General features: G+C 39.8%; 21 protein-coding genes. 7 read left to right on the top strand and 14 right to left on the bottom strand.

Annotated features, from left to right (window positions below; genetic code table 11):
- Nucleotides 1-57: 57 nt before the first annotated feature.
- Nucleotides 58-4,695, top strand: coding sequence for a hypothetical protein (locus tag ABF638_RS01500; RefSeq protein ID WP_435019631.1), 4,638 nt, complete (start codon nucleotides 58-60; stop codon nucleotides 4,693-4,695).
- A 30-nt stretch (nucleotides 4,696-4,725) separates the two neighbouring features.
- Nucleotides 4,726-5,256, top strand: coding sequence for a hypothetical protein (locus ABF638_RS01495; protein ID WP_435019629.1), 531 nt, complete (start codon nucleotides 4,726-4,728; stop codon nucleotides 5,254-5,256).
- 273 nt (nucleotides 5,257-5,529) lie between these two features.
- Here the strand turns inward: ABF638_RS01495 and ABF638_RS01490 are convergent, their stop codons facing one another.
- Both ABF638_RS01490 and ABF638_RS01485 read right to left on the bottom strand, forming a co-directional pair.
- Nucleotides 5,530-5,871 carry a hypothetical protein gene (locus tag ABF638_RS01490; RefSeq protein ID WP_435019627.1) on the bottom strand — a complete coding sequence of 114 codons (342 nt, stop codon included), beginning with the start codon at nucleotides 5,869-5,871 and terminating at the stop codon, nucleotides 5,530-5,532.
- A 199-nt stretch (nucleotides 5,872-6,070) separates the two neighbouring features.
- Complete coding sequence (locus tag ABF638_RS01485; protein WP_435019625.1) at nucleotides 6,071-6,316, bottom strand: hypothetical protein; 246 nt, start codon at nucleotides 6,314-6,316, stop codon at nucleotides 6,071-6,073.
- Between the two features lie 389 nt (nucleotides 6,317-6,705).
- Between ABF638_RS01485 and ABF638_RS01480 the strand changes: the two genes are divergently transcribed.
- Together ABF638_RS01480 and ABF638_RS01475 are read left to right on the top strand one after the other, a co-directional pair.
- Nucleotides 6,706-6,978: a hypothetical protein gene (locus ABF638_RS01480; protein WP_435019623.1), complete on the top strand. Its 273-nt coding sequence runs from the start codon at nucleotides 6,706-6,708 to the stop codon at nucleotides 6,976-6,978.
- A 34-nt stretch (nucleotides 6,979-7,012) separates the two neighbouring features.
- Entirely contained in the window at nucleotides 7,013-7,417 is a 405-nt protein-coding gene (locus tag ABF638_RS01475) for a hypothetical protein (protein WP_435019621.1), read from the top strand.
- Nucleotides 7,418-7,589: 172 nt separating this feature from the next.
- On the opposite strand, the gene ABF638_RS01470 is transcribed toward ABF638_RS01475, so the two are convergent.
- The 11 genes from ABF638_RS01470 to ABF638_RS01420 all read right to left on the bottom strand — a co-directional run bounded on the left by ABF638_RS01470 (nucleotide 7,590) and on the right by ABF638_RS01420 (nucleotide 19,592).
- Nucleotides 7,590-7,784, bottom strand: a complete 195-nt coding sequence (locus tag ABF638_RS01470; protein WP_435019619.1) for a hypothetical protein — start codon at nucleotides 7,782-7,784, stop codon at nucleotides 7,590-7,592.
- A 47-nt stretch (nucleotides 7,785-7,831) separates the two neighbouring features.
- Nucleotides 7,832-8,443, bottom strand: coding sequence for an Rpn family recombination-promoting nuclease/putative transposase (locus tag ABF638_RS01465; RefSeq protein WP_435019617.1), 612 nt, complete (start codon nucleotides 8,441-8,443; stop codon nucleotides 7,832-7,834).
- A gap of 170 nt (nucleotides 8,444-8,613) precedes the next feature.
- The gene (locus ABF638_RS01460) at nucleotides 8,614-9,669 is read right to left on the bottom strand and encodes a J domain-containing protein (protein ID WP_435019615.1); all 1,056 of its coding nucleotides are present in this window, start codon (nucleotides 9,667-9,669) and stop codon (nucleotides 8,614-8,616) included.
- A 119-nt stretch (nucleotides 9,670-9,788) separates the two neighbouring features.
- Complete coding sequence (locus tag ABF638_RS01455; RefSeq protein WP_435019613.1) at nucleotides 9,789-10,391, bottom strand: hypothetical protein; 603 nt, start codon at nucleotides 10,389-10,391, stop codon at nucleotides 9,789-9,791.
- Between the two features lie 170 nt (nucleotides 10,392-10,561).
- A complete protein-coding gene (locus tag ABF638_RS01450) occupies nucleotides 10,562-12,778 on the bottom strand; it encodes an AAA family ATPase (protein WP_435019611.1) in 2,217 nt (738 codons plus the stop codon).
- A gap of 132 nt (nucleotides 12,779-12,910) precedes the next feature.
- On the bottom strand, nucleotides 12,911-13,747 hold the full coding sequence (locus tag ABF638_RS01445; RefSeq protein ID WP_435019609.1) for an SWIM zinc finger family protein: 837 nt from the start codon (nucleotides 13,745-13,747) through the stop codon (nucleotides 12,911-12,913).
- A gap of 5 nt (nucleotides 13,748-13,752) precedes the next feature.
- Nucleotides 13,753-16,962: a DEAD/DEAH box helicase gene (locus ABF638_RS01440; RefSeq protein WP_435019607.1), complete on the bottom strand. Its 3,210-nt coding sequence runs from the start codon at nucleotides 16,960-16,962 to the stop codon at nucleotides 13,753-13,755.
- A gap of 157 nt (nucleotides 16,963-17,119) precedes the next feature.
- Entirely contained in the window at nucleotides 17,120-17,410 is a 291-nt protein-coding gene (locus ABF638_RS01435) for a hypothetical protein (RefSeq protein ID WP_190964502.1), read from the bottom strand.
- A gap of 8 nt (nucleotides 17,411-17,418) precedes the next feature.
- Nucleotides 17,419-18,378 carry a ParM/StbA family protein gene (locus tag ABF638_RS01430; protein WP_435019604.1) on the bottom strand — a complete coding sequence of 320 codons (960 nt, stop codon included), beginning with the start codon at nucleotides 18,376-18,378 and terminating at the stop codon, nucleotides 17,419-17,421.
- Between the two features lie 416 nt (nucleotides 18,379-18,794).
- Nucleotides 18,795-19,307, bottom strand: coding sequence for a hypothetical protein (locus ABF638_RS01425; protein ID WP_435019602.1), 513 nt, complete (start codon nucleotides 19,305-19,307; stop codon nucleotides 18,795-18,797).
- A gap of 51 nt (nucleotides 19,308-19,358) precedes the next feature.
- Nucleotides 19,359-19,592 carry a hypothetical protein gene (locus ABF638_RS01420; RefSeq protein WP_435019771.1) on the bottom strand — a complete coding sequence of 78 codons (234 nt, stop codon included), beginning with the start codon at nucleotides 19,590-19,592 and terminating at the stop codon, nucleotides 19,359-19,361.
- Between the two features lie 529 nt (nucleotides 19,593-20,121).
- Between ABF638_RS01420 and ABF638_RS01415 the strand changes: the two genes are divergently transcribed.
- Both ABF638_RS01415 and ABF638_RS01410 read left to right on the top strand, forming a co-directional pair.
- Nucleotides 20,122-20,811: a ParA family protein gene (locus ABF638_RS01415; RefSeq protein ID WP_229475126.1), complete on the top strand. Its 690-nt coding sequence runs from the start codon at nucleotides 20,122-20,124 to the stop codon at nucleotides 20,809-20,811.
- Nucleotides 20,808-21,794 carry a ParB/RepB/Spo0J family partition protein gene (locus ABF638_RS01410; protein WP_292707789.1) on the top strand — a complete coding sequence of 329 codons (987 nt, stop codon included), beginning with the start codon at nucleotides 20,808-20,810 and terminating at the stop codon, nucleotides 21,792-21,794. Before ABF638_RS01415 ends, ABF638_RS01410 begins: the two co-directional genes overlap by 4 nt.
- An 81-nt stretch (nucleotides 21,795-21,875) precedes the next feature.
- On the opposite strand, the gene ABF638_RS01405 is transcribed toward ABF638_RS01410, so the two are convergent.
- Nucleotides 21,876-23,339, bottom strand: a complete 1,464-nt coding sequence (locus ABF638_RS01405; RefSeq protein WP_435019599.1) for a PLP-dependent aminotransferase family protein — start codon at nucleotides 23,337-23,339, stop codon at nucleotides 21,876-21,878.
- 114 nt (nucleotides 23,340-23,453) lie between these two features.
- Between ABF638_RS01405 and ABF638_RS01400 the strand changes: the two genes are divergently transcribed.
- Nucleotides 23,454-24,128, top strand: a complete 675-nt coding sequence (locus ABF638_RS01400; RefSeq protein ID WP_435019597.1) for a pyridoxamine 5'-phosphate oxidase family protein — start codon at nucleotides 23,454-23,456, stop codon at nucleotides 24,126-24,128.
- The last annotated feature ends 16 nt before the right edge of the window (nucleotides 24,129-24,144 follow it).

Raw genomic sequence — 24,144 nt, 5'->3', positions numbered from 1 at the left:
CAACGTTTAATTCTCGACATATAAAACCTCCTAAAAATTACAAATTATTAAAAGTTTATGACACTAGAATTCAAACACTTCGATACTAGACTAAATCAGTGGATTTATCCAGATACCAATAATAAAAATCCTGAATCAATTTTAGCTGAGAAGTTAGACAATACACTACTTGAATCTTACTTCCCTGAAAAAAAATTCTCATTTGGACATATTGATGAGTACAGTAAATCAGAGGATTTAAAAAATCATCCAGATGGTCATGTTCTTCTGTTATCTTCAAAGACACGTTTATTATATGGCCCACCAGAATGTTTAGAAGTAATTGAAAAACTTTGTCCAGACCGTAAAGACCGTGGTGCTTATGGCTCTATTTTTCTAGGTTCGTGTAGGGATGCCATTAGTGAGAAATTAAATATTCTAGTAGTAGATGATTCGACCGATGCAAAGGGAAAAAATGGAGGAATCCTTGAGAACGAGGTTGCTTGGAAACTTGTAGGAGATTGTTATGGGCAAATTTCAACTGAATTATATGATAAGTTAACCAAAAGAGAAGAACAATCAGACAAAAGTTATCGCGTAATTCAGCATCGCTTCGGTTGGAAAGAAGGGGATGGAGAAGATACTGAATATCGTTTTGGCAAGGGAACATTAAGACCACACGACTTAAAAGAAATAAAGTATGCTAACCCCAACAACACGCCTAAAATAGACCTGATTATCCCCATTAGTAGCTTTAAGGGTACAGACAAGGATAAGCCCGGAGGCCCATCTAAAGCTCAAATTGAGCCAGGATTATATCAGCAAACTATTTGGTTGGGTGAAAAGGCACAATCTCAAAAAGGTAAAACTGCCATATCTCAATTATTAGCATCATTCCCTCAAGGTATTAAAGATTTTGCAGAAGAACTAGAAGCACAAGCCCAAAAGCTAGCAGAAGCTCAAGATGATCCTAGAATTGTTGCACAACTGTACTGTGAAAACTACGAAAAGCGAAAAGAGTTTTCAGAACAGCAAAAAAAATCTTTAGAACAAGAAATTATTGAATCAGTTAAAACTGATACTTTAAGTAAACAAGTAGAGAATAATTCTGATGAAGACTTAGAGCTAAACGATGAATCAAATGAATCTCAGAAAGATGATATGTTCATGTACAAACTCATCAAAGCTGATTTACTTGGTCATCAACAACTACTAGAAACGGAAAAGGTAAAACAAGAGTTGAGTCGGTTTGTACAAAGTCAGTGGCGTGATATTGCGGTTGGCAAGACACTAACTTTTGACCGAGGAATGATTATCCCTTCCAAAGAACTCAAGAATGGCGAAATTTGTGTGACTTGGATGGATGAAAATGAAAAAGTATTAAATTTTCGTTCTCCCTTTCTCAATTCTAACGGTCTGTGTGTTTCTAACAACAAGCTTATTGAAGACCGATTAGGGCCAGATGGTGAACCATTAGAAGGAATAATTGTAGTCAATGATGAAGACCATAAACGTATACTTGCTAGGATTGAGGCATTAGAAGCTCAAAGTATTCAACACAAAGAAGTTAATCCCCTTGAAACCGAATCAGAACGGCAAGCGCGTGATTTCGACGGGGACTGTATTGGCGTAGCACTTGCACTTCAATATCCCAACTTCACAGCCGAAGCCGAGTACAGAAACCAACCTGAAAATGCTTATCGTCCTACTGTTAAAGAAAAGAAACAATCATTTTATTCGGAAAATGGAAGCCAGCCTCCATTTGAAGAGATAGCTATCCACATGAGCGATAGCATTAGCGTGGGCATAATCAACAATCAAGTGACGGCACTAGAGGCATTAGAATCAGAAATTGAGGTACTAAAGACTTACGGTACTTTTGAGCAAAAATCAAATTATCTAGACCAAGTTTCTAACCATTACGAAACCCTGTTTGAGCAAGAACGCCAGAAAGATCCAAAGTTAATTCGAGAAGAATACAAGCTTTATATGCAAGGGGTTGTTGAAATTGCTCATTCTCAAAGAACTCCCGAAATTATCCAGCAAGCAATGGACATTAACCGTCAAATGTACCGGAGCATGATTGAAGAAGGATGTTATCAAAACCAAATAGCTGTTGATTTATTCAAAAGTGCTAAAAAACCTGAGATGGATAAAATCAGGGAAAACAGCCGCTACTTGTATCGTGATGTTAATTATATTAAAGATAAGAAATCTTCGTCAGTTTATTTAAACACGGGGATAACGCCAAAGGGCTACTCACCAGTAGAATTATTGATTAGCCAAACCAATAAATATTTCCAAGAATCACAGTTAGAATCGCGTCCCATCGTCCAGTTTAAAGACTTATTCAAAGGAGTAGAATTTACACCACAACAAAAATTTGCAGCGATCGCCGCGAAGTACGAGTTCGATCTGAAGTTCAACGCTGCGGTACGTATGGAGCGACGGCGGGAAACCGAGAAGGGGCCATCAGCAATCATCCAAACTCCACAGTCTTGCCAACTCGAAATTACCAATCTAACTCGTTACGGGCATCCCCTAATCTGGAAAGCCCAGACACTTAACATTCGCCTAGAAGAAATTAAATTTACAAGTAGCGAACGCCCCCACAAATTACTAGCAGTCGCTCAGATTAATGAAGAAATCGATAAAGATGGAAAACCTGCATACCGTCAGTTGGGAACAGTTAGCCAGCAATCTGTAACTGACCACAACCTCAAGGCGGGGATAACCACGCAAGGAGCTAAACTCTTAGAACTAAAACCAGAACTTACCAGAAGCCAAACTAAACTACTCTTTGCCTTGGCAAATGATGCAGCAGAAGCATTTTGCGCTTCAATACCAGAGTCAGAAAAACTTGCAGGAGCCGCCGCCGCTTGGAACATCTGTGCATCCCGCCAAGATGAACTTGAAGTTGCAAGAAAAGAAAACGCAAATCCCCAAGCGATCGCTAAAAAAGTTTCCAATTTCGCCTTCGCTGCTTTCCCCAATGAGATTATTTCTCGCCTGGAGCAACTGCAATTTACCGAACCAAAGTTAGTCACACTGAATAATGAAGCGAATCAATTTTTAGGTCGAGACTGGAACGCTCATGAAAAACATCCTATAGAGATCAGAGCTTCTCACCATCCAGTCGGGCATGAGCGCCACGTTTCCAGGCTAATGTTTGTCCAGGATAGTGACGGCGAATATAAGGAATTCGCCATGCTTGAAACCAGAACTGCACAGCTTCCCATTGGTACGAAAGCGCTCTCTTGTATGGTTGGGGTAGAACCTGCCACAGCATCAGCAACTATTGGACTACCAGGAAACGAGCCGGTTGAAATTACTATCCGTGAACTCAAGAACTTCTCTTATGCAGGACTTGTTTTTAACGACGAACCCGTAAACTTAGAATTTGGCACTGTGCCGATTCCTGATAAAACAGTAAAAATCAAAATTGATGGTTTGACTCTGGGGGAGTTAGACAGTGATTCTGTCCAACAGTTAAAACAAATTGATTACCTGAAAAATGGTAATCCCCTAAAATTAAAGCTCACGTCAATCTCTGAGACAGGAGATCAAGCTTTTGTCCTGGGTGAGTCTCCCAATGGAAATCTCCTCAAAATTAATAAAATTAACTTCTATGATTTTTCTGGTCAGACATTCAATGATCAAGATTACCGAAAACTGGCTATCGAAACCTCAGCTTCTAAAACTAGAGATGCTGTATTTTTGAATGGTGAACCCTTGGGAGTATTGCACTTCAAAAAAGACAAAGACGCGCTCAGACAACTTGGATTGCTCAAAACCGGAAAACTTACACACGCCGACGCTATTATTCAAAGTAATTTCTCTGTGATTTGCGCTCAAATTGACCCTAATACCGTTGAATATCCTACTATTTGGACGAAGGAATTTCAGGCTTTTGGGACTCAATCAGTTAATCCTCAACAACAAGAGATGATTGAGAGTAGTGCGAAAATTCTACATCATATTAAAGAACGTCCTACTTTCTTATTTTCAACAGAATCAAATAAAAAACTCGGAGTCATGGGCTTGGCTGTTGACAACCAGAAAGCTGAGACTGTGACAAAATGGTTAACTGCTCAAAAACTTGAATGGCAGCAAGTACCAATAGAAGATGTTATCAGGGAAACTAAAAAAGGTCTAGCTGTATTTAACTTGGTTGATAGCTCCATCCCTGCCAAAACTTTGTCGAGCATGACCAAGAAATTCGGGGCAATTATTGAAACGGATAGTGACTATCAACAAAGAGTTAATTCCCTCGCTACACGACCGCAGTTTTTGAAACCACCAGAACAAACAGCACAATCCCCGCCTCAACAAAGCGCTCAATTCCACTCAAGCCAAGAGGTTCAAAATGTCGCCTCTCCTGTCATCAAAGGCAAACCGATTCCAATGAACTACCCTTTAATGATGCATGGTGAGCCGAACCCACTACCTGTAAATACTTGCATTGATGCCATGCGCGGATACGGCAGAACTCACACCACCAGAGCTAAAGAGCTTTACAAACAGTATGGGTTTAAGGAAGGTGATATTGCTCTGGCGACAGGCATTGATAAGCAAGTCGCCTTTCGAGTGGGTAAGCAGTATCAAATCACACCTAATATGATTGCTGACCCCGTTTATCAACAGCAATGGGCTGACATGGAAAAGCACTCACCCAAAGCATTACCAGAATTATTCACCGAAAAACAGCAGGTGTGAGGACTACATCTAGAGCCATTGGGGGATTATGTGGACGGGAAAATAGTCCCGTTTCCTGAACCACAAAACAGAGCCGCACCCAACCAAGAAGTCCAACCTCAATCAGTTACTATTGATGACTTGAGAAATTGGTACAATACCGCAGATAAGTTAGGGAAGTCTGAGAATTACAAAAAACGCATTGTGGAAGTTGCCAATCAATTTAAAGCTGGTGAGCAATTATCAGCCGAAGCGTTGACAGTAATGAATCAAGATACATTTGAGCTTGAAAGAATCGGTCGGCTGACTCAAATTGCTCAAAGGATTGGCATGGTTTGGGGTAAGCCTCATGAAAATAGCACTCAAGTTTTAGGAAAGATTTATGACTTGGCTTTCAATACCCAGCAGAGGAATTTAACTATTTCGCAGAAAAATGGGGAGGTAATTTTAAACTTGCAATCTGGTCAGGTGCAGACTAACAAACTAACTCCACAGATATTGCAAACTTTTGAGGACGCGAATAGTCAAATTGATAAAATACTAGCTAAATCTCAAACACAACAAATAGACTTACAAAGATAGATTGTAAGAATTCAGGAGCCAGGAGCCAGAATATATAAGGAGTTTGTTAAAACTACGATACTTATTTATCAAAGCTTTATTTAATTTTTTTAACTATTCAGAATAGCTGAATTCTTACTCCTGAATTCTTACGAATTATTTAGCCATTGCTCAAGTTGATTTTTTAGCTCGGACTAATTCTGAATCCTGACTTTCCCGTTAATTCTTGATTTGATTTTTGAAAAACTAAGTAGGCTAGAAGGTTGCGCTATAAAAGGCTACTTTTCAGTGTACTTAGGAAAATTCAACTTTCATCGCTACAAACGCATTTGCAAAGCGTTTGTATAGGAGAATTGCTCCTAGATTTGCTCCCAGACAGATGCTTCCTAGTCCCAATAAAATGTATGTGGGAGCCATGACAACTCCAATCATGAACCAAGCAAATACGTGCAGTATGATTAATAAAGCAAAGGTACTGGCAATTGCAGCACTTCGCCAAATCTCAATAGGTGGACGACACAATAATGTCAAACCTATTGTTAACGAGGTAGCAATTAGGTTGAGTGGGATTAGAAAGGCACAAATGCCAATGCAGTAAGTGCTTGAGAAGACCGTCAAGGTGTTAAAGTCTAGCATTAATTCTCCTAGATGAAAATACCAAATTTTAGATGAATATTTGTCCTGATATCCTCAAGGTTAGTCAGACTTTAAAAGATTTGCAGGTTAGCCGAAACTATGGCGTTACTTAGATATTAGTGAAGACACACTAAAAATTTGAACCACCAAGAAGTTGGTGGTTCAGAGTTATACTTCGTATTAGCTACTAGTCAAGCACTTAAGCAGGAAATATTGTCCGGGTAATCAGTGCGCTGGCGAACCCAGAAACAGTAAGACCTAGCAAAATACTAGTAAACAAAAGACCTATTCGAGGGTTAGAATCTAGTTTTTTGTCTTCTCTACCACCTGTAAAGAATAAAGACCAAGCTTGGGAAGCATTGATAGTCTTAAAGCTATTAAAATCAGGTCTGAAAACAACAGAACCAAATAGCTCAGGAGATTTGAAGTCGAAATCATTGTTCATGTAAACAAGTATAACAAGTATCTTGTCAAATAGCTAGCTTTATGATAAATGCCTACAGATAAAGGCAAGGTAGATATGTCGAGGGTAGCGATCGCCGGCATTGAGTGTGATGATTTTTCAGAGGGAGCTTTCACCCCTTTTTGTCCTTAACACTTGCCCATAAATGACCCTTTTAGGGAATGTTTTCATTTCAATAGTCAAGTTGAGGTCGAGGCTGAAACAACGGTAAATTAAGGCTTTTGATAATAAACTTTACCAAACTTTACGACGTGTCCGATTTTGCATATATCTCGGCCGATACCCTACTATGCCAAATATGCTAAATACAAAGGTAAAACAACTGCCAATGCAAGATTTAAGTCAGTGCAGGAATCGCGTTTTACATTACAATGCTTCCCGTACAAGAGTGGATATTGGAATTCCGCCTTGGTTATCTCGGTCGCTACTGGAGCCTGATAAGCGTTGCTGGCTTATTAATTGGCTTTTTGCTCTGTGCGCTGATATTTACGCCATTGATCATTAACATGGCACTAGATCCGTTCAGGTATCCAGATAATGCTGTAATGAGCGCGATCGCGTACCCGCGCGCCGGAGGCGATCGCTGCGGTGATTTTTGGTGCAATACTCTGGCTGGGACAGTGGCTAATACTGCGACAGACTGAGATAACACCCAGGATTTTTGCGCTTATCAACTCAGTGTTTGGAATTTTTGTCTTCTCTGTGTTGGTGTGGCTGAATCAAAAAAGTTTAGAGTGGAGTGGTGGCCCTATTCAAGGCTGGAAAACTGGACTGATCTTTTTAGTCGGTGGTGCAGTTACCGGAGCCGCGACGGGTAAAGCATTAGATTTTTACTGTTGGCGAATCGAGCAGCGATTAATCAGACTTGAGAGGGAGAGGGTAGAGCAAGAAACCCAAGAGCGGAAAAGGCTTTTGAAAGAAAGAATTGAGAAGGAGAAATTAGCGCAAGAACGCCTAGAAGCAGAGATGGCAGAACGGAAAAGGATACAGCGAGAGGCGGCTCAAGAGCAAGAACGTTTGTGGTACGAAAAACACGGTCAAGACTATGCAGATTATGCAGATTATGAGGATGAGGAAGAGTAACTTTGTGCTGTAATGAACCGATTAAGTCTGTTAAAATTCGCTTTTGCCCTTACTGGGGTTTTTCCTATAAAAAGTCTGTTAATTCTGTTGTGGTTTGAATAAGATTTTGGGTGCGATTCGTTGTCAGGGTAATCGCACTCATTTTCTTTTTCACCCATCTGTACAACTGACATTAATTTTCTTGAGAAAGAAGAGCTTGTAACTGCTGAACTTGTTCAAGACTTAAACCCGTGACTTGTGAGATTTCTTGCACAATCATTCCTCTTTTGAGTAAATTTAATGCAATCTCTTCTCTTGTTTTTTGAGCGCCTTCCTGTTGCCAACTTGTAACAATCTCCATAATTTCCTCCTGTTCATCTAATCCCATTGTACTGATTGCCGCTTGAAAGACCTGTTTCTCAGTATCGTCGAGCCTCAAATACGTATCAACTCTTCCCCAGAAATTAGTTGCATCCTTGCTGGGTCTAATTTTAAGGTCGCCAGCAGCCGCAAACATTCCGCCTTCACCTGTGGACGTTCTTGCTTGGAAATATTCATCTTTGACATTAATGCTGCCGCCACCGGATTTGGCTGCGTGAGAAAATCGCGCCAACTTAAACGATTCAACTGGATTGCTACAAACTGAAATTCCAGCACTTTTAAATCTCCAAAGGTGACGCGATAATTTTGGGGTTCGGCGCGTTTGGGTTCATCAAAAGAAAAAATTACAACTGGGTAAATCGGTAAATCATACTTTTCATGTAGGCGCGCAAAATATTTAAACATCCGCTTTGCAAAGGCTGTTTCAGTGTAAGACTGGTTTTCAACATGAATTAGAAAACAAGTATCTTGCTGTTGATAACGCACCTGCGCCAGTAAATCAATTTCCTTCTTTTCGCCAGAAGTGACATCATTAAATACTTCTTGGGGTAAAAGCTGGATGGAATTACGATCTATTTGGCTGGCTACTTGAGGTAGAAACAAATCAAGAAAATCAATAAAAAACGTAGATAATAATTCTTTGAAAAGGCGGTCGTGGTCAATCATAATATTTATCTTTAACTTTCATAACAATCGCGGTATGCGATCGCTTGAAGGGAGAGGAATTTTTTTTAGCAGTTTTATATCATGAATGGTTTATTATTGAAAGAGCAGGAGTTTTTGAATAATCCTGTTACGTTAGGATTTTCAAATATTATTCAATAATAATTAAACTACTATCTCATTAACTCGGACAACATTTGCTCAAGAATATCTTCCATAATTGACTCGTCCGTGGAGCGCAAAGAAACTGGACCATCAAGAAATTCTTGAATAGTGATTTTCTTTTCTTTAAAGCCTTTAACAAAATCCCGAATCTCAGAAACGACGTTAATTTGATTGTCAATTGTTTCTACCATATCAGTCATAGCGTCAATACCTTTTTTAGCAGCTTTTCGAGAATCAGCAACCATCGTTCCTTCGGGAGTATTTTTTGTCAAACACAGTTCCTGCTTTAACTTTTCGTATTGAGTGAGGAGAATTTGATTTTGTTGTTCTAGAGTTCGGCATCGACGAGTTAAATCATCTTCGCTATTGTTATCAATAATTTCTCCAGCTTGTTGACTTCGCTCAATTTCAAGAAGTCTTGCTAAATCCCCGTCTTGGTAAGCTTTATTGATTTCTTTCATGATTTCTGTATGATATTTCTGTGTTTCGCTGTCTCTAGCTTTGTCAGGGTGAAAGATTTCAGCCAACTTCAGAAATGTTTGACGAATTTTTCTTTGCTCATCTGTTCTAGCTACGGAGGGAGATTCTATAGGCTGTTGTGATTGCCAATTTTGATAGTGTTTTGAAGTAGTTTCCTCTGAAAAATCTCTAATTGTATTTTCATCTTCATTATCAAACGGTTTGTCTAACTCTATATCTAAATGTCTACTATTGGGGTTTACACTGATGACTCCTGCCACTTGTAGATTCCAGTAAACTGCTTCTATCTTTTTGAGGGTTTGTTTACCAAGCTTTCTAGTAGTAAAAATTTCATCAAACAGAGTATGAATTTCCCGATCTAACTCAGCCATTCTTTGGAATAGTGGAGTAGCTTTAGTAAGAAATTCCGCACCAAAAGAACGCATCTGTTCGACAAAGTTCTTCAGTTCTGTGCGCTTTTTCTTGATCTGTTTGAGTAGTGATTGATGTTGTTTTTCTAGAAACTCTAAGCGGATATGTAATTGAGACAGAGCTAGCGGAGTTACTTTAATTGATTGCGATGGAACTGTAGTTTTTCGAGGCATGAAACACGTATGTAAGTTTAAAGTTTAAAATAGAACTGTCGCCTTACTTAGGGAATGCGAAAAAAGACACATCTTGGACTGCCAGAATTGCTAGGCGTATTCTGGTTTAATCGCGGATTTTAAAAGTCATTATCCGTAAAGGGAACTATGGATGGTAAAAACTTTTGAAAAGAAGGGTAAAATTGTAATCTTGCTTCATAGTCATCTGTAAGTGATATTTCTAGCTCGATTGTTTGCTGATTTTTTTCATTAAAAAGCAATTGGATTTGATAATTTGTCCAGAATTGCTCACCTAGTTCATCTTCTAAATCGAAAAGCCGTTCTTCATCACCCCATATATTTGACCAAAGTCCGATCCTATTAGCGCGAAAATGATTTTGACCATTAGCATCTCCAATTACAAAATATGCTTCGACATTTAAATCAAATCCCAAGTCATCGACCTCTACCTCTGCTATTTGACAGTTAACCACTATCAAGGTATCGGGGTTAACGTTTACTACCTGGTCTTGGCGCTTTAATAATTCTTGTAATACAAAATCAGGTAATAGCTGAGAACTTCCTTCAAGGGCTTGTTTTTGAGTTTCTGGAGAGTAACGAGTTTTTAACTCTTGCGTGATTAAAGTTAAAATATCTTCACTAGCTAAATTGACAACTATCTTTTTATCTGCGGTATTAAGAAAACTTCCAAGATTCAGATTAATGTGTTTTTTAATTGGCATAATTCTCTAAAATCCTTTTGAACAGTTCATACTCATCTACAAATAAAGCGAAGGCAAGGAAAAATATTACCTCAGCTTCAGTTCTCCGTCTTGATCAAGACGTACTTCCGAGTAATTGCAGGAGTGAAAATCATAATTATAAATGACTGTGATTTGATAGCCTATTATGTTCATGCGCTAATATTTAAAAATGCCACAGTGCTTGACCAATTAACGGATTGGTTGAGTAAGTAACGAAAAAATAAATTTTTAATAATATTTATTTCCTCACTTGTCAAATTAGCAGCTAGACGATCTGCATAACTTGGTCGATTAGGATTAGCAGTAAATAAACGCTTGATAAAATTATCAGAGATGTGCATAGGTGTCAAATACTGCTGAAGAACTACTTGTACGCAGTGTCCATTTGAGGCAAAAGCGTGACGCAAATCATCAGCGTCCCAGTTAAGCATGGGGTCAGAGGCATCTGTATAAATAGCTTCTTCTGCTAAAACTAATCGCTCATACAATTGGGCATCGAAATTTTGGTTGGGCAGTAAGCGGTAAAACCTTTGGGTATGACGAGGTACTGTCTCAGCTAAAATAAGCTTGACTGAGTGCAGGAGCAATTGAGCTAAAATTTGAGCAGCAAGTCCCTTGTCTAGTTCCGAGGCTAGTACATTGCGCCCGATAATAGAGTCAAACTGTACATTTGGTGCAAGAGATGCCAGCATAGGAGGTATCTGTGCAACAGATGCAGTAAAAACTATTGGTCGCATTGTTTCAGGAAGTGCCGCAGCAAGTTCTATTAAAGCATTGGCATCAGAGCTATTGCGAACACAGGCATAAACCCCACCTTCAGGAACTTGCCGAATTGCTTCCCAAGTAAGTAAACCAGTGGCGGCATTTAGATCCAATACTAAATGATGACGTTGTAATTGAGCGAAATTGAAAATGCGTTCGCGCACAGATGCTAATTGTGTACTTACCTGAGAAAGTGTGCGTTGCAACCAGCGCTCATCTGCTTGGTCAACAGTTCCATAAGTCATAACTTCCATTGGTGCAACACCAATACCTTCTACTATTGCAGCAAGTTGAGCTTCTCGACGACGCGCCACTTGTGTTGCGATTTGGTGTTCATAACCTTGGGTTGAAGGTTGATAAAACAATTGACCTTGCAAGCTGGTGGGTAAATATTGCTGTTCTACCCAATGATCTCGATAAGCGTGAGGATAGAGATAACCTGCCCCATGCCCAAAACCTTTTTTATCGCGATTGGCATCTTTAAGATGAGTGGGAACGGGAGCAACATTTTCAATTTCAACTGCGGCTAAGGCATCAAAAAAGCCCATGATGCTATTGGATTTTGGTGCAGTCGCTAAATAAATTACTGCCTGCGCCAAATGATAACGTCCTTCCGGCATTCCCACGCGATCAAAGGCTTCAGCACAGGCATTTGTAACGACAACTGCTTGTGGGTCAGCCAATCCGACATCTTCGCTTGCAAGAATTAACATCCGACGGAAAATAAAACGCGGGTCTTCACCTGCATAAACCATTTTGGCCAGCCAGTAGAGTGCTGCATCTGGGTCAGAACCTCGTAAGCTCTTGATAAAAGCACTGATGGTATCAAAATGGGCATCCCCTTCTTTGTCGTATAAAACAGCACGTTGTTGAATGGATTCTTCTGCCACTGCTAGGGGAATATGAATAACACCTGTAGTATCGGAGGGTGTAGTCTCTACAGCTAGTTGCAAAGCATTCAATAATGAACGAGCATCACCATTGGCAACATTAACTAGATGCGTTAAAGCATCTGTGTCAATTTGTACTGTTAACTTGCCATAACCGCGTTCTGAATCAGCTAGTGTTTGCTCAACAATTTTGTATAAATCTTTATCAGTTAATTGCTGAAGTTGAAAAATCCGCGAACGGCTTACGAGTGCCTTATTGACTTCAAAAAAAGGATTTTCGGTGGTAGCACCAATGAGAATGATTGTACCATTCTCTACCCAAGGCAATAGAGCATCTTGCTGAGACTTGTTAAAACGATGGACTTCATCGACAAAAAGAATAGTTCGTTGATTATGAAACTTGCGCTCTTCTTGGGCTTTTTCAATTGCCGCTCGAATTTCTTTAACTCCTGAGAGTACAGCATTGATAGCGATGAATTGAGCGCGGGTGGTGTTGGCAATAACCCGCGCTAAAGTAGTCTTGCCAGTCCCTGGTGGCCCAGAAAAGATTAAGGAAGACAGTTGATCCAAACTAATAGCACGCCGCAGTAGCCTTCCTTGCCCGATAATATGCTCTTGACCAATAAATTCATCAAGTGTCCGTGGACGCATCCGAGCCGCTAGGGGTGCTGATTCTTCAGTTATTTTTGCAAGATGCTGGTCAAATAAATCCATTATTAAATACGTCTTCAGAAGTGGAGTTTTTCAAGGCATAAAATATGTGCGTATGCTTTTTCAAGGTAAAAAATATAACGGCAATTAACATCTAAAAAAAATTACTTTACGATGTCGTTATCAGCGCTGAAATCAGAACTGATGATTTTTGGTTTTGACTCGCTGATACAGTTCTTCCATTGTTTCAATAAAGGAAGCATCATTGTGCCAGAAATCAGGAAAATCCCCTTGTTTCTTAATCAAAATTGCAGAGATACTACTTGGAGTCGCCACTTCAATAGTTTGTGGTAATCGCTTTGTACCTAACCAAAATTCTCTGGTATTTGGCATTTGGTTAAGAGATTGCTTTTCTAGCTTAGTGTACAGCGAATTAGAAAGTTCTAAAGGAATTTCCTTAGTATTCAATTCCTCAGATAGAGCTTTTCCCAAAGGAGAATCAGCTAATTTGGCTTGAAGTTCTGCTTTCGGTAATCCCCGTAATTCAAATAACAACCAGGGATTATTATCTAATTGAGAAGCCACTAAATAGTAAACTCCAGCAATGTGCTTACAGGGATTAGCATAATCTGGGCAATCGCATTTAGTTTTGAAATCCTTACTACTATGGGGCAATAAATGTAGTCCCAAATTAGAGAAAGTATCTTCAATATTTTCCGGGACTTCATTTAGCAGCAATCGAGAAATGATACTGGCTTTAGAAGAAAGCTTTTGGATAGCTTCATTCCAACGGGTTTTAGCAATAGGTGTAATCTGAATCTCTATATTATAAGTTGGTTCTTTGTAGACTCCAAAATAGGGATTAACTGAGCCTCTGACTTTGGCAGTAATTTTATTTAAGTCAATCTCAAAACTTTTGACTTTACCACCGCTAGCATAAGAACGCCCTCTTTTGAGTCGGTTATCATCTGTAAAAGCTTCTAGTGCTTGAATAAAGCGATCGCCCCACCAAGTTCGACTAAATTTAGCCATAATATCTACTCCAAAATTGCACTCTTGTTCAATGAAATCAACCGCTTAAAGGCTTCATTATCTAATTCGGTGAGCCAAGATTCATCACTACCAACAACAGTATTAGAAAGTTTTTTCTTATCTTCAATCATTTGGTCAATTCTCTCTTCTAGAGTGCCGATAGTAACAAATTTATGCACAAAGACATTCTTTTTTTGACCAATACGGAAAGCACGGTCAGTTGCTTGGTCTTCAACTGCTGGGTTCCACCAACGGTCAAAGTGAAAGACATGGTTGGCTTTCGTGAGGGTGATACCTACGCCCCCTGCTTTCAAGGAAAGGATAAAAACCGATGGTTCTGTATTTGGGTCTTGAAATTCGGTAATCATTTGTTCTCGACGTGGGCGACTAGTGCCACCATGCAAATAGTAAGTATTGCAATGTAGACTATGTTTGAGATGTTTTTCAATCTTTTCACCCACTTCCGTAAATTGACTAAAAATAAGTAAACTTTCTCCTTCATCAACTGCCTCCTCAACCATCTCTGCTAACCGACTGAGTTTGTGGGAACGTAGTGGTGAAAAATCACTCCCATCTTGCAGAAATTGGGCTGGATGATTACAAATCTGCTTCAATTTCATCAGGGTTGAAAGAATCAATCCTTTGCGTTGAATTCCCTCTGCTGATTGCAATTGTTTTTCTACATCTAGTACCACCACTTCATAAAGCGATGCTTGCTCTTTGGTCAGGTTAGTGTAAAGTTTTTGTTCAACTTTGTCTGGCAAGTCATTAATAATAGATTGGTCAGTTTTTAACCTTCGCAGAATTAGAGGTTCTACCAGTTTTTTCAAGGTGGCAGATTTCACACGGTCATTGTCTTTTTGAATCGGAATCTCGAAAATTTTCCGAAACTGGGCTTCTTTACCCAAGTAACCAGGATTGAGAAAATTAAAAATTGACCATAAATCCAGTAAGCGGTTTTCTACAGGAGTGCCTGTCAATGCCAGCCGATGTTTAGCTCTTAGTTTTAAAATCGCTTTGGTTTGGGCAGCTTTCGGATTTTTAATATTTTGTGCCTCATCCAGTACTAAACGTTGCCACTCGATGCCGCTCAATAACTTTTCATCTTTGCGAACTAGAGTAAAGGAGCTAATTATCACATCGTTTTGTTGACAAGCAGCTTTGAAATCAGCCAGATTTTGTAGCCTCGTGCTACCGTGATGCACCATAGTTTTTAAATGAGGCGCAAATTTGGCAATTTCTTTCTGCCAGTTGCCGACAACAGAAGTAGGGGCAATTAATAGTGTGGGCAGGGCAGATAAAGAAGTAATCTCTTCTCCTACTTTCAGAGCTGAATGTAACTCCTTCTCTTGCACTAATCGGGCAATCACCTGCACGGATTTACCTAAACCCATATCGTCTGCCAAACAGCCATTTAATCCCAAATTTTCTAGATATTGTAGCCAGGAAACACCACGCTTTTGATATTCTCGGAGTGTGCCTTGCAGATTATCAAGTTCAGAAATTGGTTCTAGGCGACTTTTATCTTGTAGCTTTGCTATCATCTCTGACAAAGCTTCGTCATGTTCAATTTCCCATTCTGACCCCAATTCAGCACTGCGTTGGAGAAACTCCAGTAAGGTCATCTGGGGTTGTTCTGAGCCTTTTGACTGCCAAAATTCGAGTAACTGCTGCATTTTATCCCGGTCTAATTCCATCCATTGACCGCGAAAATGCACTAGGGGAGTTTTAGCATTAATCAGTTGTTCCCATTCAATAGGTGTGACAGTTTGCTCCCCAATTGCCAACTCATACTGATACTCCACCAGTGAGTCTAAGCCGAAATAGCTTTTTGTTTCCCCTTTCGTTGCAGCAAGTTTGCTACCCGATGCTTTGAGGCGAATTTTGGCACGACGACGACCTGTGGGAGTATACCAAGCAGGTACAATTACTTTGAATCCTGAGTCTTCTAACACCCAAGCACTTTCTTGAAGGAAGTCAAATGCTTCATCTAAGGTAAGTTGCATAGCGATTGGACTCGCTGTTTCCAACCCAAGCCATAGTTTGGGATACATCCGGGCTGCATACCCCAGATTCAGCAGTAAATTTGTTTCAAAATCTTTACCGAAATCTTTATGTACACCAGTTTTGGTAAATTGATTCATTGTCCAGTAGTCTGCTAACGCCAACTTCAAAGAGGGGTCTTGTTTACTGGCTACTAGAAATTGAATTTGCCAATTGTCTATTTGTTCATTATCAGGAGAATGTAACTGGAAGCATAGATGAAAAGGTGAATCAGCTTGAGTGCGGGTAATTTTGGTTTTCCATATCAACCATTGCCGATATTCATCGAGGGCAGTATTTGTTGTTAGTGGGTTATGCTGACGAGGGTAAAAGCAAGATTCAATTAGAGAATCAGTAATTTGTTTGTCAAAAGCAGCTGTTGATGGGGTGTGAGTCACTAAATCATCAAGTACATATTCGGAAAAGTGACGCAATAGTGTTTCTCGATCAAAAAACTCAATAGGATAGCTAACTGTTGCTTTACCTGCCACACATATTAGTGGCATATAGTCAATATATTTAAGAATATTTGCTTCATATTGTGACGAAATAATTTCCCAGGTGGCATAAATTTCAAATGCTACTTTATCAGCCTTGCTTTTGCCTTTTTTCTTCGGATTTTCCGATGATAACTGTCGATATTTTAGGGCGGGAATAAATTGGTCTTTGAGGATTACTTGTTTAAAACTTTGAGTGTAATGATACCAAAATAATAAATCTGAACCAATTTGAAACTTCTCCGCATTATATATTGCTAAAAAATGGATATCTTTAAGTAATTTGATAATATTAAGTGCTGTGGCATTTTTGGTAGATACTACTGTTTCATAACAATCTACCTGCCAGTATTGGAATTCTTCATAGCTGTCAGTCAACTCAATTTCTAAATACTTGGTTAATTCTGGTGAAGGTAGGGGCTGATTATTGGTGGTTGGTAAGGCAAAGTATTTAGGAGATATGCGTTGGACAAATTGAGTATTGTGTTCTTTAATTCCCAATTCCTGTACTAAAAAGGCGATTAATTCGGATTTAACCAAATGTCCAGGATGAATTTGTTGACTATTGATGTGACTTTTTTGGGATAATTGAGTTTCTACCCACAAGTAAAAAGACCCTGACTGAATAAAGTCAGTTTCCTCGTTTGGTATCCAGGTGCCATGAAGTATTCTCATTGTTGTGATGTCTCTGGATTGTTCGGAAATTCACGCGCCTTAGAATTACTTTAGCAAACAGAGGTGCTAGAATTATCTCCTTTATGCAAAAGAAAGCGATGACGCTATAGTGCTGCGATCGCTTGTTCAGAAATCAGACATAAATCCTACATTTTGGCTACAAATCAAAGTCAAGGCTGAATGTTTCTCCTGAAGAATCCTCTTCTTTCTCGTCTGCAAATGGAGTTTGAGTCCAAGACGTGAGTTGGTTTGATTCAGTATTAAAAGGTGAGTTAGGTAAAAGTTGTGCAGGTAATCCAGCCTTGATGAAAACAAAATAGCAATCAACTATAAAGTAAAGCGTGTCCAGGTAGCTTTTATCTAGTTTTTGCGATTCTGCAAATATGCGCTCTCGGTAATTATCTTTGAGGCGAACTTTTTCCGGTGCTAAGTCTTTTTTATCTGCCATAGTTATATTCACTTAAGAGATGTGCCCGTTAGATTTTTGCTGCTAATGGTTTTCGCCATTTCTAGAAGCCCAAAGACATTAGCTTCCACCGGATTGTCCAAAATTTTGAAACCGTTTTTCTCTAAAAGCTTCTTGAACCCTGGTAAAAGGCAGCCTCCACCAATCGCCCAGATTTCATCCCCTTGGTGCTTGGCATCCAATGTCAGATTCACCACTTTCTTCAAGTATTTTTCATACCAATCTTTTAAAGAAGCGCTGTATATATCTTTGATCTCGATGTCACGGCTGTATCTGGTATGCCCCATTTCCAAACAAAATCGGATTTTGGATGGATCTCCGATTTTTCCGCCATTTAAATGTTTCATTTTTTGGGAGATATCATCGATGAGAACTTCTACACCGATAGGGTAGGCAGTGTGAACTTCTCGTTGACCCCGGTTGTAACGAGAATACAGGGTCGTACCATTGCCAAAGTCTAAAATGGTTAATTTTTTGGGTAGTGGATGCCCAAACAATGCACCCATACCTTCTAGTACAACTTTCAGCACTTCTACCTTCACGTCTGATTGTTTGCCAGCAAGTATTGGCTGATATTCTCCATTTAGTACTTTTTGTAGTTCTGATGCCAGAGCAACATCATGTAAACTGACGACTAATTTTAAGTGCCAAGCCTTACGGTGTGGTAGATGTGCCAATGCACCCAATAAAGTCAATAATGCGTTATTGACTTTATTTTCATTATTGTCTGTGTTGCGGTCAAAATAATTTCCTGTACGGTAAGCTGACTCTCCAACTGTGTAAGCATTACCGTTAAAAACTACCCGTCCTGGTACATCTTCCATCTCGGCATTAGTTATATAGCTGGGGACACGAACTACTTCAAAGCCATCGACTAAAAGTTTTAGGCTTCCGTAACCGTTATCGAAACCCGCAGGAAAAATTTTTTGTAAGGTGTGAATGTTTGACATCTGCTCCAAGTAATAAACTTTTATTTGTGAAAATTATCTGTTCAAGTGATCTGCAAGGGCAAGAGAAAGAAAAATAAAATAACTTCCCCTTTTTTTCCTAATCTCAAGAGTTTATCATAACCCCTTGGGGGCTAAGTGGGGTACAAAATGTCAGCTAGTCAAATATACCCTACTTAGCCCCTATATATACCCTATATAGGGGTCAAAATGTTCCCAAAGTCCTGAGCTATTGTTGGGGTATATATAGCCCCCATATAGCCCCCATCAGGATTTTTTGAAATCTTTTTTATCAACGCAGCAGAAATTAAATTAGATCATCGTTGACTCTTTGATTTATACTTTACTGTCAATATTTTGTTGAAAAGCAATTCAGTCTTGATCTTTAACTTCTTGCTGACTATGTAACGAGTGCGTTATTACTTGCTTACAGGTTCAGCTTTCTCAACTGAATCATCATTCACACCCAAAGTTAATTCCAAAGGGGTTCTTTGGGGGTAAGCTTTTACTACTTGCCGATAAACATCATAATTAGTAGGTAGTGTCCTCTGTAAATTACCCACTCCGTAGGTCAGTTTGTACTGAACATCTTTCATCAATTCAGGTTTGCCTGCCTCTTCTTGAGATTTTTTACGTTGTTCAACTTCATCAACACTTGGCCGCGGAGGTAAAGTAGGCCACCATAGCCCACGGTCGTCTGGCCCAACAACTGCTCCTGGTGGTTTTACTCCATTCCGATTCACCACTGAAGTATTCGCAAAGATTTCAATACGTGGCTGTGGTTGACTTGTTAGGTTATTCGCATACTTGACTTGCCAGGAGTAACTGGTGAGCGCTGTAGCTTCATACTGTTCAGCAGTAGTAGTACTGCAACTAGTTAGTGTCAGTGCCGTTAGTGCAGTTATTATTGAGGGTAAAAATCTCATTTGCATTATCAATCGTAAATATCTTTCACCAATCACTCTTGATCTTGGTGTGTACCATCATTGCTGCCAAGGTGAAGGTATCGCTGTTGTCGAAAGTACTTCCCTTGCTTGCAGTCTAATCGCTGTTTGCCCACAGTTGGGGCATTTTACTTTTGCGAAAATTACTGAAGGTCGTCCTTTGTACTCGCCCATTACGGGATCTCCGGTGTACTCGCTGATTATCCCCTGTTTGCAGTGGTAGCACTCGAATATCACACGCCCTACCTCCGAGTTGCAATCCAGGAATTGCATGTGCTGACAGGGTTCTGGCGGTAATTCTGGTTCTTCGAGACGGTCTTGAAAGGAAATATGAGGTTTGGTTGCTGGTGGCAAATCTATTTTTTTCTTGTTGCGCTTGCCAGTCACCTGTGGCTCAATTTTTGGCGGCTCTACGGGTTTTTCATTGACAGGCTGCGGCTCAGTTATGAGTTCTTCTGGCAATTTGTCATCAGCCGGGGTAGGGCTAAATTTGGAAGTTTGACCGTTGAGCTTTGGCTCTTGTTTCTCTGGTGTTTTAGATGGACGCTCGGTAGATTTCATTAGTCTCTCTGTCAGAGGGGTTACTTGTATTCGTTTTATTTAACCAAAACGTTTTGGTTAACTTTATTTTTATTCTTTTTTTTGAATCAGTGATAACATCAAGCCATATATTTTGGTTGATTGACTTATTTCGATAATAAATACTCTGCTGAATCTGTTTTAAAAGAATACTTGAAAATTATCTTAGAAATGATAATTCTATGAAGACTAATACAATTGTTGCAAAGTGAGAATTGCTCCTATGGTAAAATCCAAGCCTACGAAGACTACGACCAAATCTGAAAAGCTTCCTAAAATTTTGGCATTTGCTAACCAGAAAGGTGGAGCAGGGAAATCAACAGGAGCAGTTCATGCTGTTGATTGGTTTACCCAGATGGGGCATTCCACTATTTTAGTTGATGCAGATGGGCAGGAAAGCTCATCAAGTTGGTTGAAGGATCTGAACTTGCCTTGTAAGGTCATTGGTGATCCAGAGGTTTTATTTGACGAACTTCCAAAGTTAGCAGAGTCTTATGATGTTGTAATTGTTGATGGACCAGGAAATGCAAGTGAGGTGACAAAAGCAATTTTGATCCGTTCTAATTTAGTACTTATTCCTTGCAGGGACTCCATGATCGATTTAGCAAGTACAGGTAAAATTGTACAATTTGTGCGTCAAGCAAAGGAAATTCGAGGAGGGCTACCGATAGCAGCGATTTATCTAAATGCAGTAAAAGACAACACTATTTTGTTACGAGAAGCTAGAGAAGCTTTGCAAAGCGGTATTATACCTTTGCTTAATACTACCCTTCCTGACCGTCAATGTATTAAGGATGCACCTGGACAAGGTAGTACAGTGTTTCGTATGAAGGGAGAAGCTCCTAAAGCGGCGGCAAGTGCTTACGTCAAAATCCTAACAGAAGCTTTGAAGTTATTTGAATCAGAATCATGACTCGACGAAAACTCAAGGATAATATTGCTAACAATGAAGAGCTGAATTTTGTCTTTGGACAAGCCACTACTCAGGAAATTGTGCAAATAGCGGAAATAGCTCAAGAACAAATCATTCCGCACAGCGCAATTGTTTGTACATTCACATTTATTCCAGATGGCAAACCAGTTCGGCATTACTATGATTTAGAAGAGCTACAACAGTGGGCGCTAAATGATATTCAACCCAATGGAATTCGTTCTCCTCTGTGGGTACGTCCCCATCCCACTCAATCTGAAAAATATGAGTTGGTTGCAGGACTTCGGCGATTAAAAGCAGCAGCGATACTAAAATTGGAAGAGATACCAGTCAAGGTTTTTGATTGGGATGATCATACCGCTTTTTATGCTGCGATATCAGAAAATACAAATCGTCGTGACTTCAGTGCTTTAGAGGAATTAGACAACACCTTGCGAGTGCTTGAAATTCAACTGGGCTATGAAACTGAGCAAGTTGTTAGTTTTCTTTACCGAATGAACAACGCAACAAAAAATACTGTTAACCAAAACGTTTTGGTTAGTCAAGAAGCTGAACTTGTTCAACAGGTATTTAATTCATTCGGGCGAATTACTTGGCAATCATTCGTTGCAACTCGACTTCCCTTATTTAAAAAACCAGTAGAAATATTGAATGCTATTCGTCAAGGTAAAATTCATTACACTAAAGGAATTTTGATTGCTAGTGTCAAAGACAAAGATAGCAGGCAAAAAGTTTTAGAAGAAGCTATCAATAATTTCCTTAGCCTTTCTGAAATCAAGCAACGAGTTAAAGCATTGAATGGTAGTAAAAAAGCACTGTCCGAGTCCGAACCTGTAAGCCTGAAACAACGCTTAACTAACACGATTGAGGTGGCAAAGAAAAACAAGATGCTTTGGAGTGATCCGAAAAAAACTCAACAGCTAGAAAATCTGCTTAGTCAGCTTGAAGCGATTGTCAAAAATTGAAAATAGAACTGGACTTAATAGTAAGACAAGAGCAATAAATTCTTACTTACATTCATAGTGCGTTAGTAATTGGGGTAGTATTTAAATTAGTATTATCTGAGCTAGTCGGCGTACTCCCTCTTGAATTTTCTGCTCATTGAGTTCAGCATATCCTAAGATAAATTCGCTACCAGGGCTATGTTTTAAATATTGAGGATACGCTGCTCCAATACTTACGCCAGCAAGAGCAGCAAGCTGGACTATTTTATCATCAGCGAGTTCAGTATTGATTTTGACCATCAGGTGCATTCCGGCATTTTCGCCAGATATTTCAATTTTGTCACCGAAATAAGAAAACAAAGACTGCACCAAAGTCTGCCTGCGTTGGTCGTAGAGCGCGCGCATCCTTCTAATATGGCGTTCTAAATGTCCTTCGGTAATAAAATCAGTCAGGGCGTACTGTTCTAACAAACTACATTGCCGATCTGCGAGCCATTTTGCACGAGCAAATATATGCACTAAATTCTGTGGTAAAACTAAATAACCAAGACGCAAAGCCGGAAATAGTACTTTAGAGAATGTACCCAGATAGATCACTGAGTTAGCTTGGTCTAATCCTTGCAATGCTGGTATGGGACGCTCACCATAACGATACTCGCTGTCATAGTCATCTTCAATAATCATCGTCCCTGATTTGTGCGCCCAAGCTAATAACTCTAACCTGCGAGAAAGAGATAACGTAGCACCTGTAGGAAATTGATGAGATGGAGTGACATAGACGAATTTAATGTTAGGGATGATATCTGTTGTTAGGCTACTGACTATTAAGCCAGATTGATCTACAGATATAGGGAATAGACTAGCTCCCTGTGCCAAAAAAGCTCGTCTAGCGCTTAAATAACCTGGTTCTTCCACCGCTATCCAATCACCACGGTCAATTAATATACGTGTAATCAAGTCAAGTCCTTGCTGTGAACCACCAACAATAATGATTTGCTCTGGCTCACACTTAACCGCTCTGGAGCGTGACAGATAGTCAGCGATCGCCTCTTTTAGAGGTTGATATCCCGTAGAGTCATAAGTATAGTCAAGCACGTATCGACTAAAGCGGCAATGGCGAGACAAGAGCTTACGCCACAAGTCTATTGGGAATTGATCAAAAGCTGGTCGCCCATAACTAAAGCTAATTTCTACTTCTGCTTCTGGTAGGTGTAAAAAAGCTCGATCGCTCAAACTTTCGCCATAAGTTGATAAGGATATTGAAGAATGAGGTAGTTGTGATTTTGGCTGAATCGGTGTGGTATTTAGTAATTCATCAGGGAGTTGACGACAGACAAATGTTCCCGAACCGACAATTGTTTCTAGATAACCTTCACTTAGGAGCATCTCATAACTTTGGGTAATAGTGGCGCGGGAAACACTAAGCAATTGAGCAAGCGTTCGCGTTGAAGGCAGTTTTTTTCCTGGGGTTAATCTTCTCGAAAGAATAGCCTGACGTAGTTGGGCGTAAACTTGACGATACAAAGGCAAAGCTGCTTTTAGGTCAATACTAATAACAAAATCCATTCGGGTTAGGAATTACAAATGAGATAAGTGGACTGGTAATTTATTCAAAAAGTGGCACTTGTCCCATTCCACTTACCTGATTACTCTAACGATATAGAGTACAAATTTCCAGCCATGCCTCAACAAAAAGCCCCCAGCCAAAGAACAACAGTTAAACGCGTACCCCAACGAGCAAACTATGAAAGCGATACCATTTATCAAATATTGGATGAAGGATTAGTCTGCCATGTAGGTTTTGTCGCAGATGGACAGCCTTTTGTGATCCCTACAGCCTATGGACGAGTTGAGGATACCTTATACATCCACGGTTCACCTGCTAGTCGAATGCTGCGAACCCTGCAACAAGGTATTGATGTTTGCGTAACAGTGACTTTAATTGATGGATTAGTATTGGCACGCTCGGCGTTTCACCACTCAATGAATTATCATTCAGTAGTTGTATTTGGTAAAGCAACACTGGTCGAAGATGCAGAGCAAAAATTAGCTGCCTTGAAAGCATTTACAGAACACGTTATTCTTGGACGGTGGTCGCAAGTGCGATCGCCTTGCCATAACGAATTAGCCAGAACTATAGTCCTATCTTTACCGCTGACAGAAGCATCAGCAAAGATTCGCACTGGTGGGCCCATTGATGATGAAGCTGATTATCAAATACCAGTATGGGCAGGAGAAATTCCCTTAAAATTGACGGCGGCTGTGCCCATAAGTGATCCCAAATTACATCCACATATTGAAGTACCTGCAAATCTGAACAACTACACTAGACCACAAAAACTTATTCAATATTAAGCGGGAGCTTCATTGG

It is taken from the genome of Nostoc sp. CALU 1950, from assembly GCF_051172895.1.
Classification (GTDB): Bacteria; Cyanobacteriota; Cyanobacteriia; order Cyanobacteriales; family Nostocaceae; genus Nostoc; species Nostoc edaphicum_A.
The sequence above is the reverse complement of the archived record's forward strand: the minus strand, read 5'-3'. Positions and strand labels throughout refer to the sequence as shown.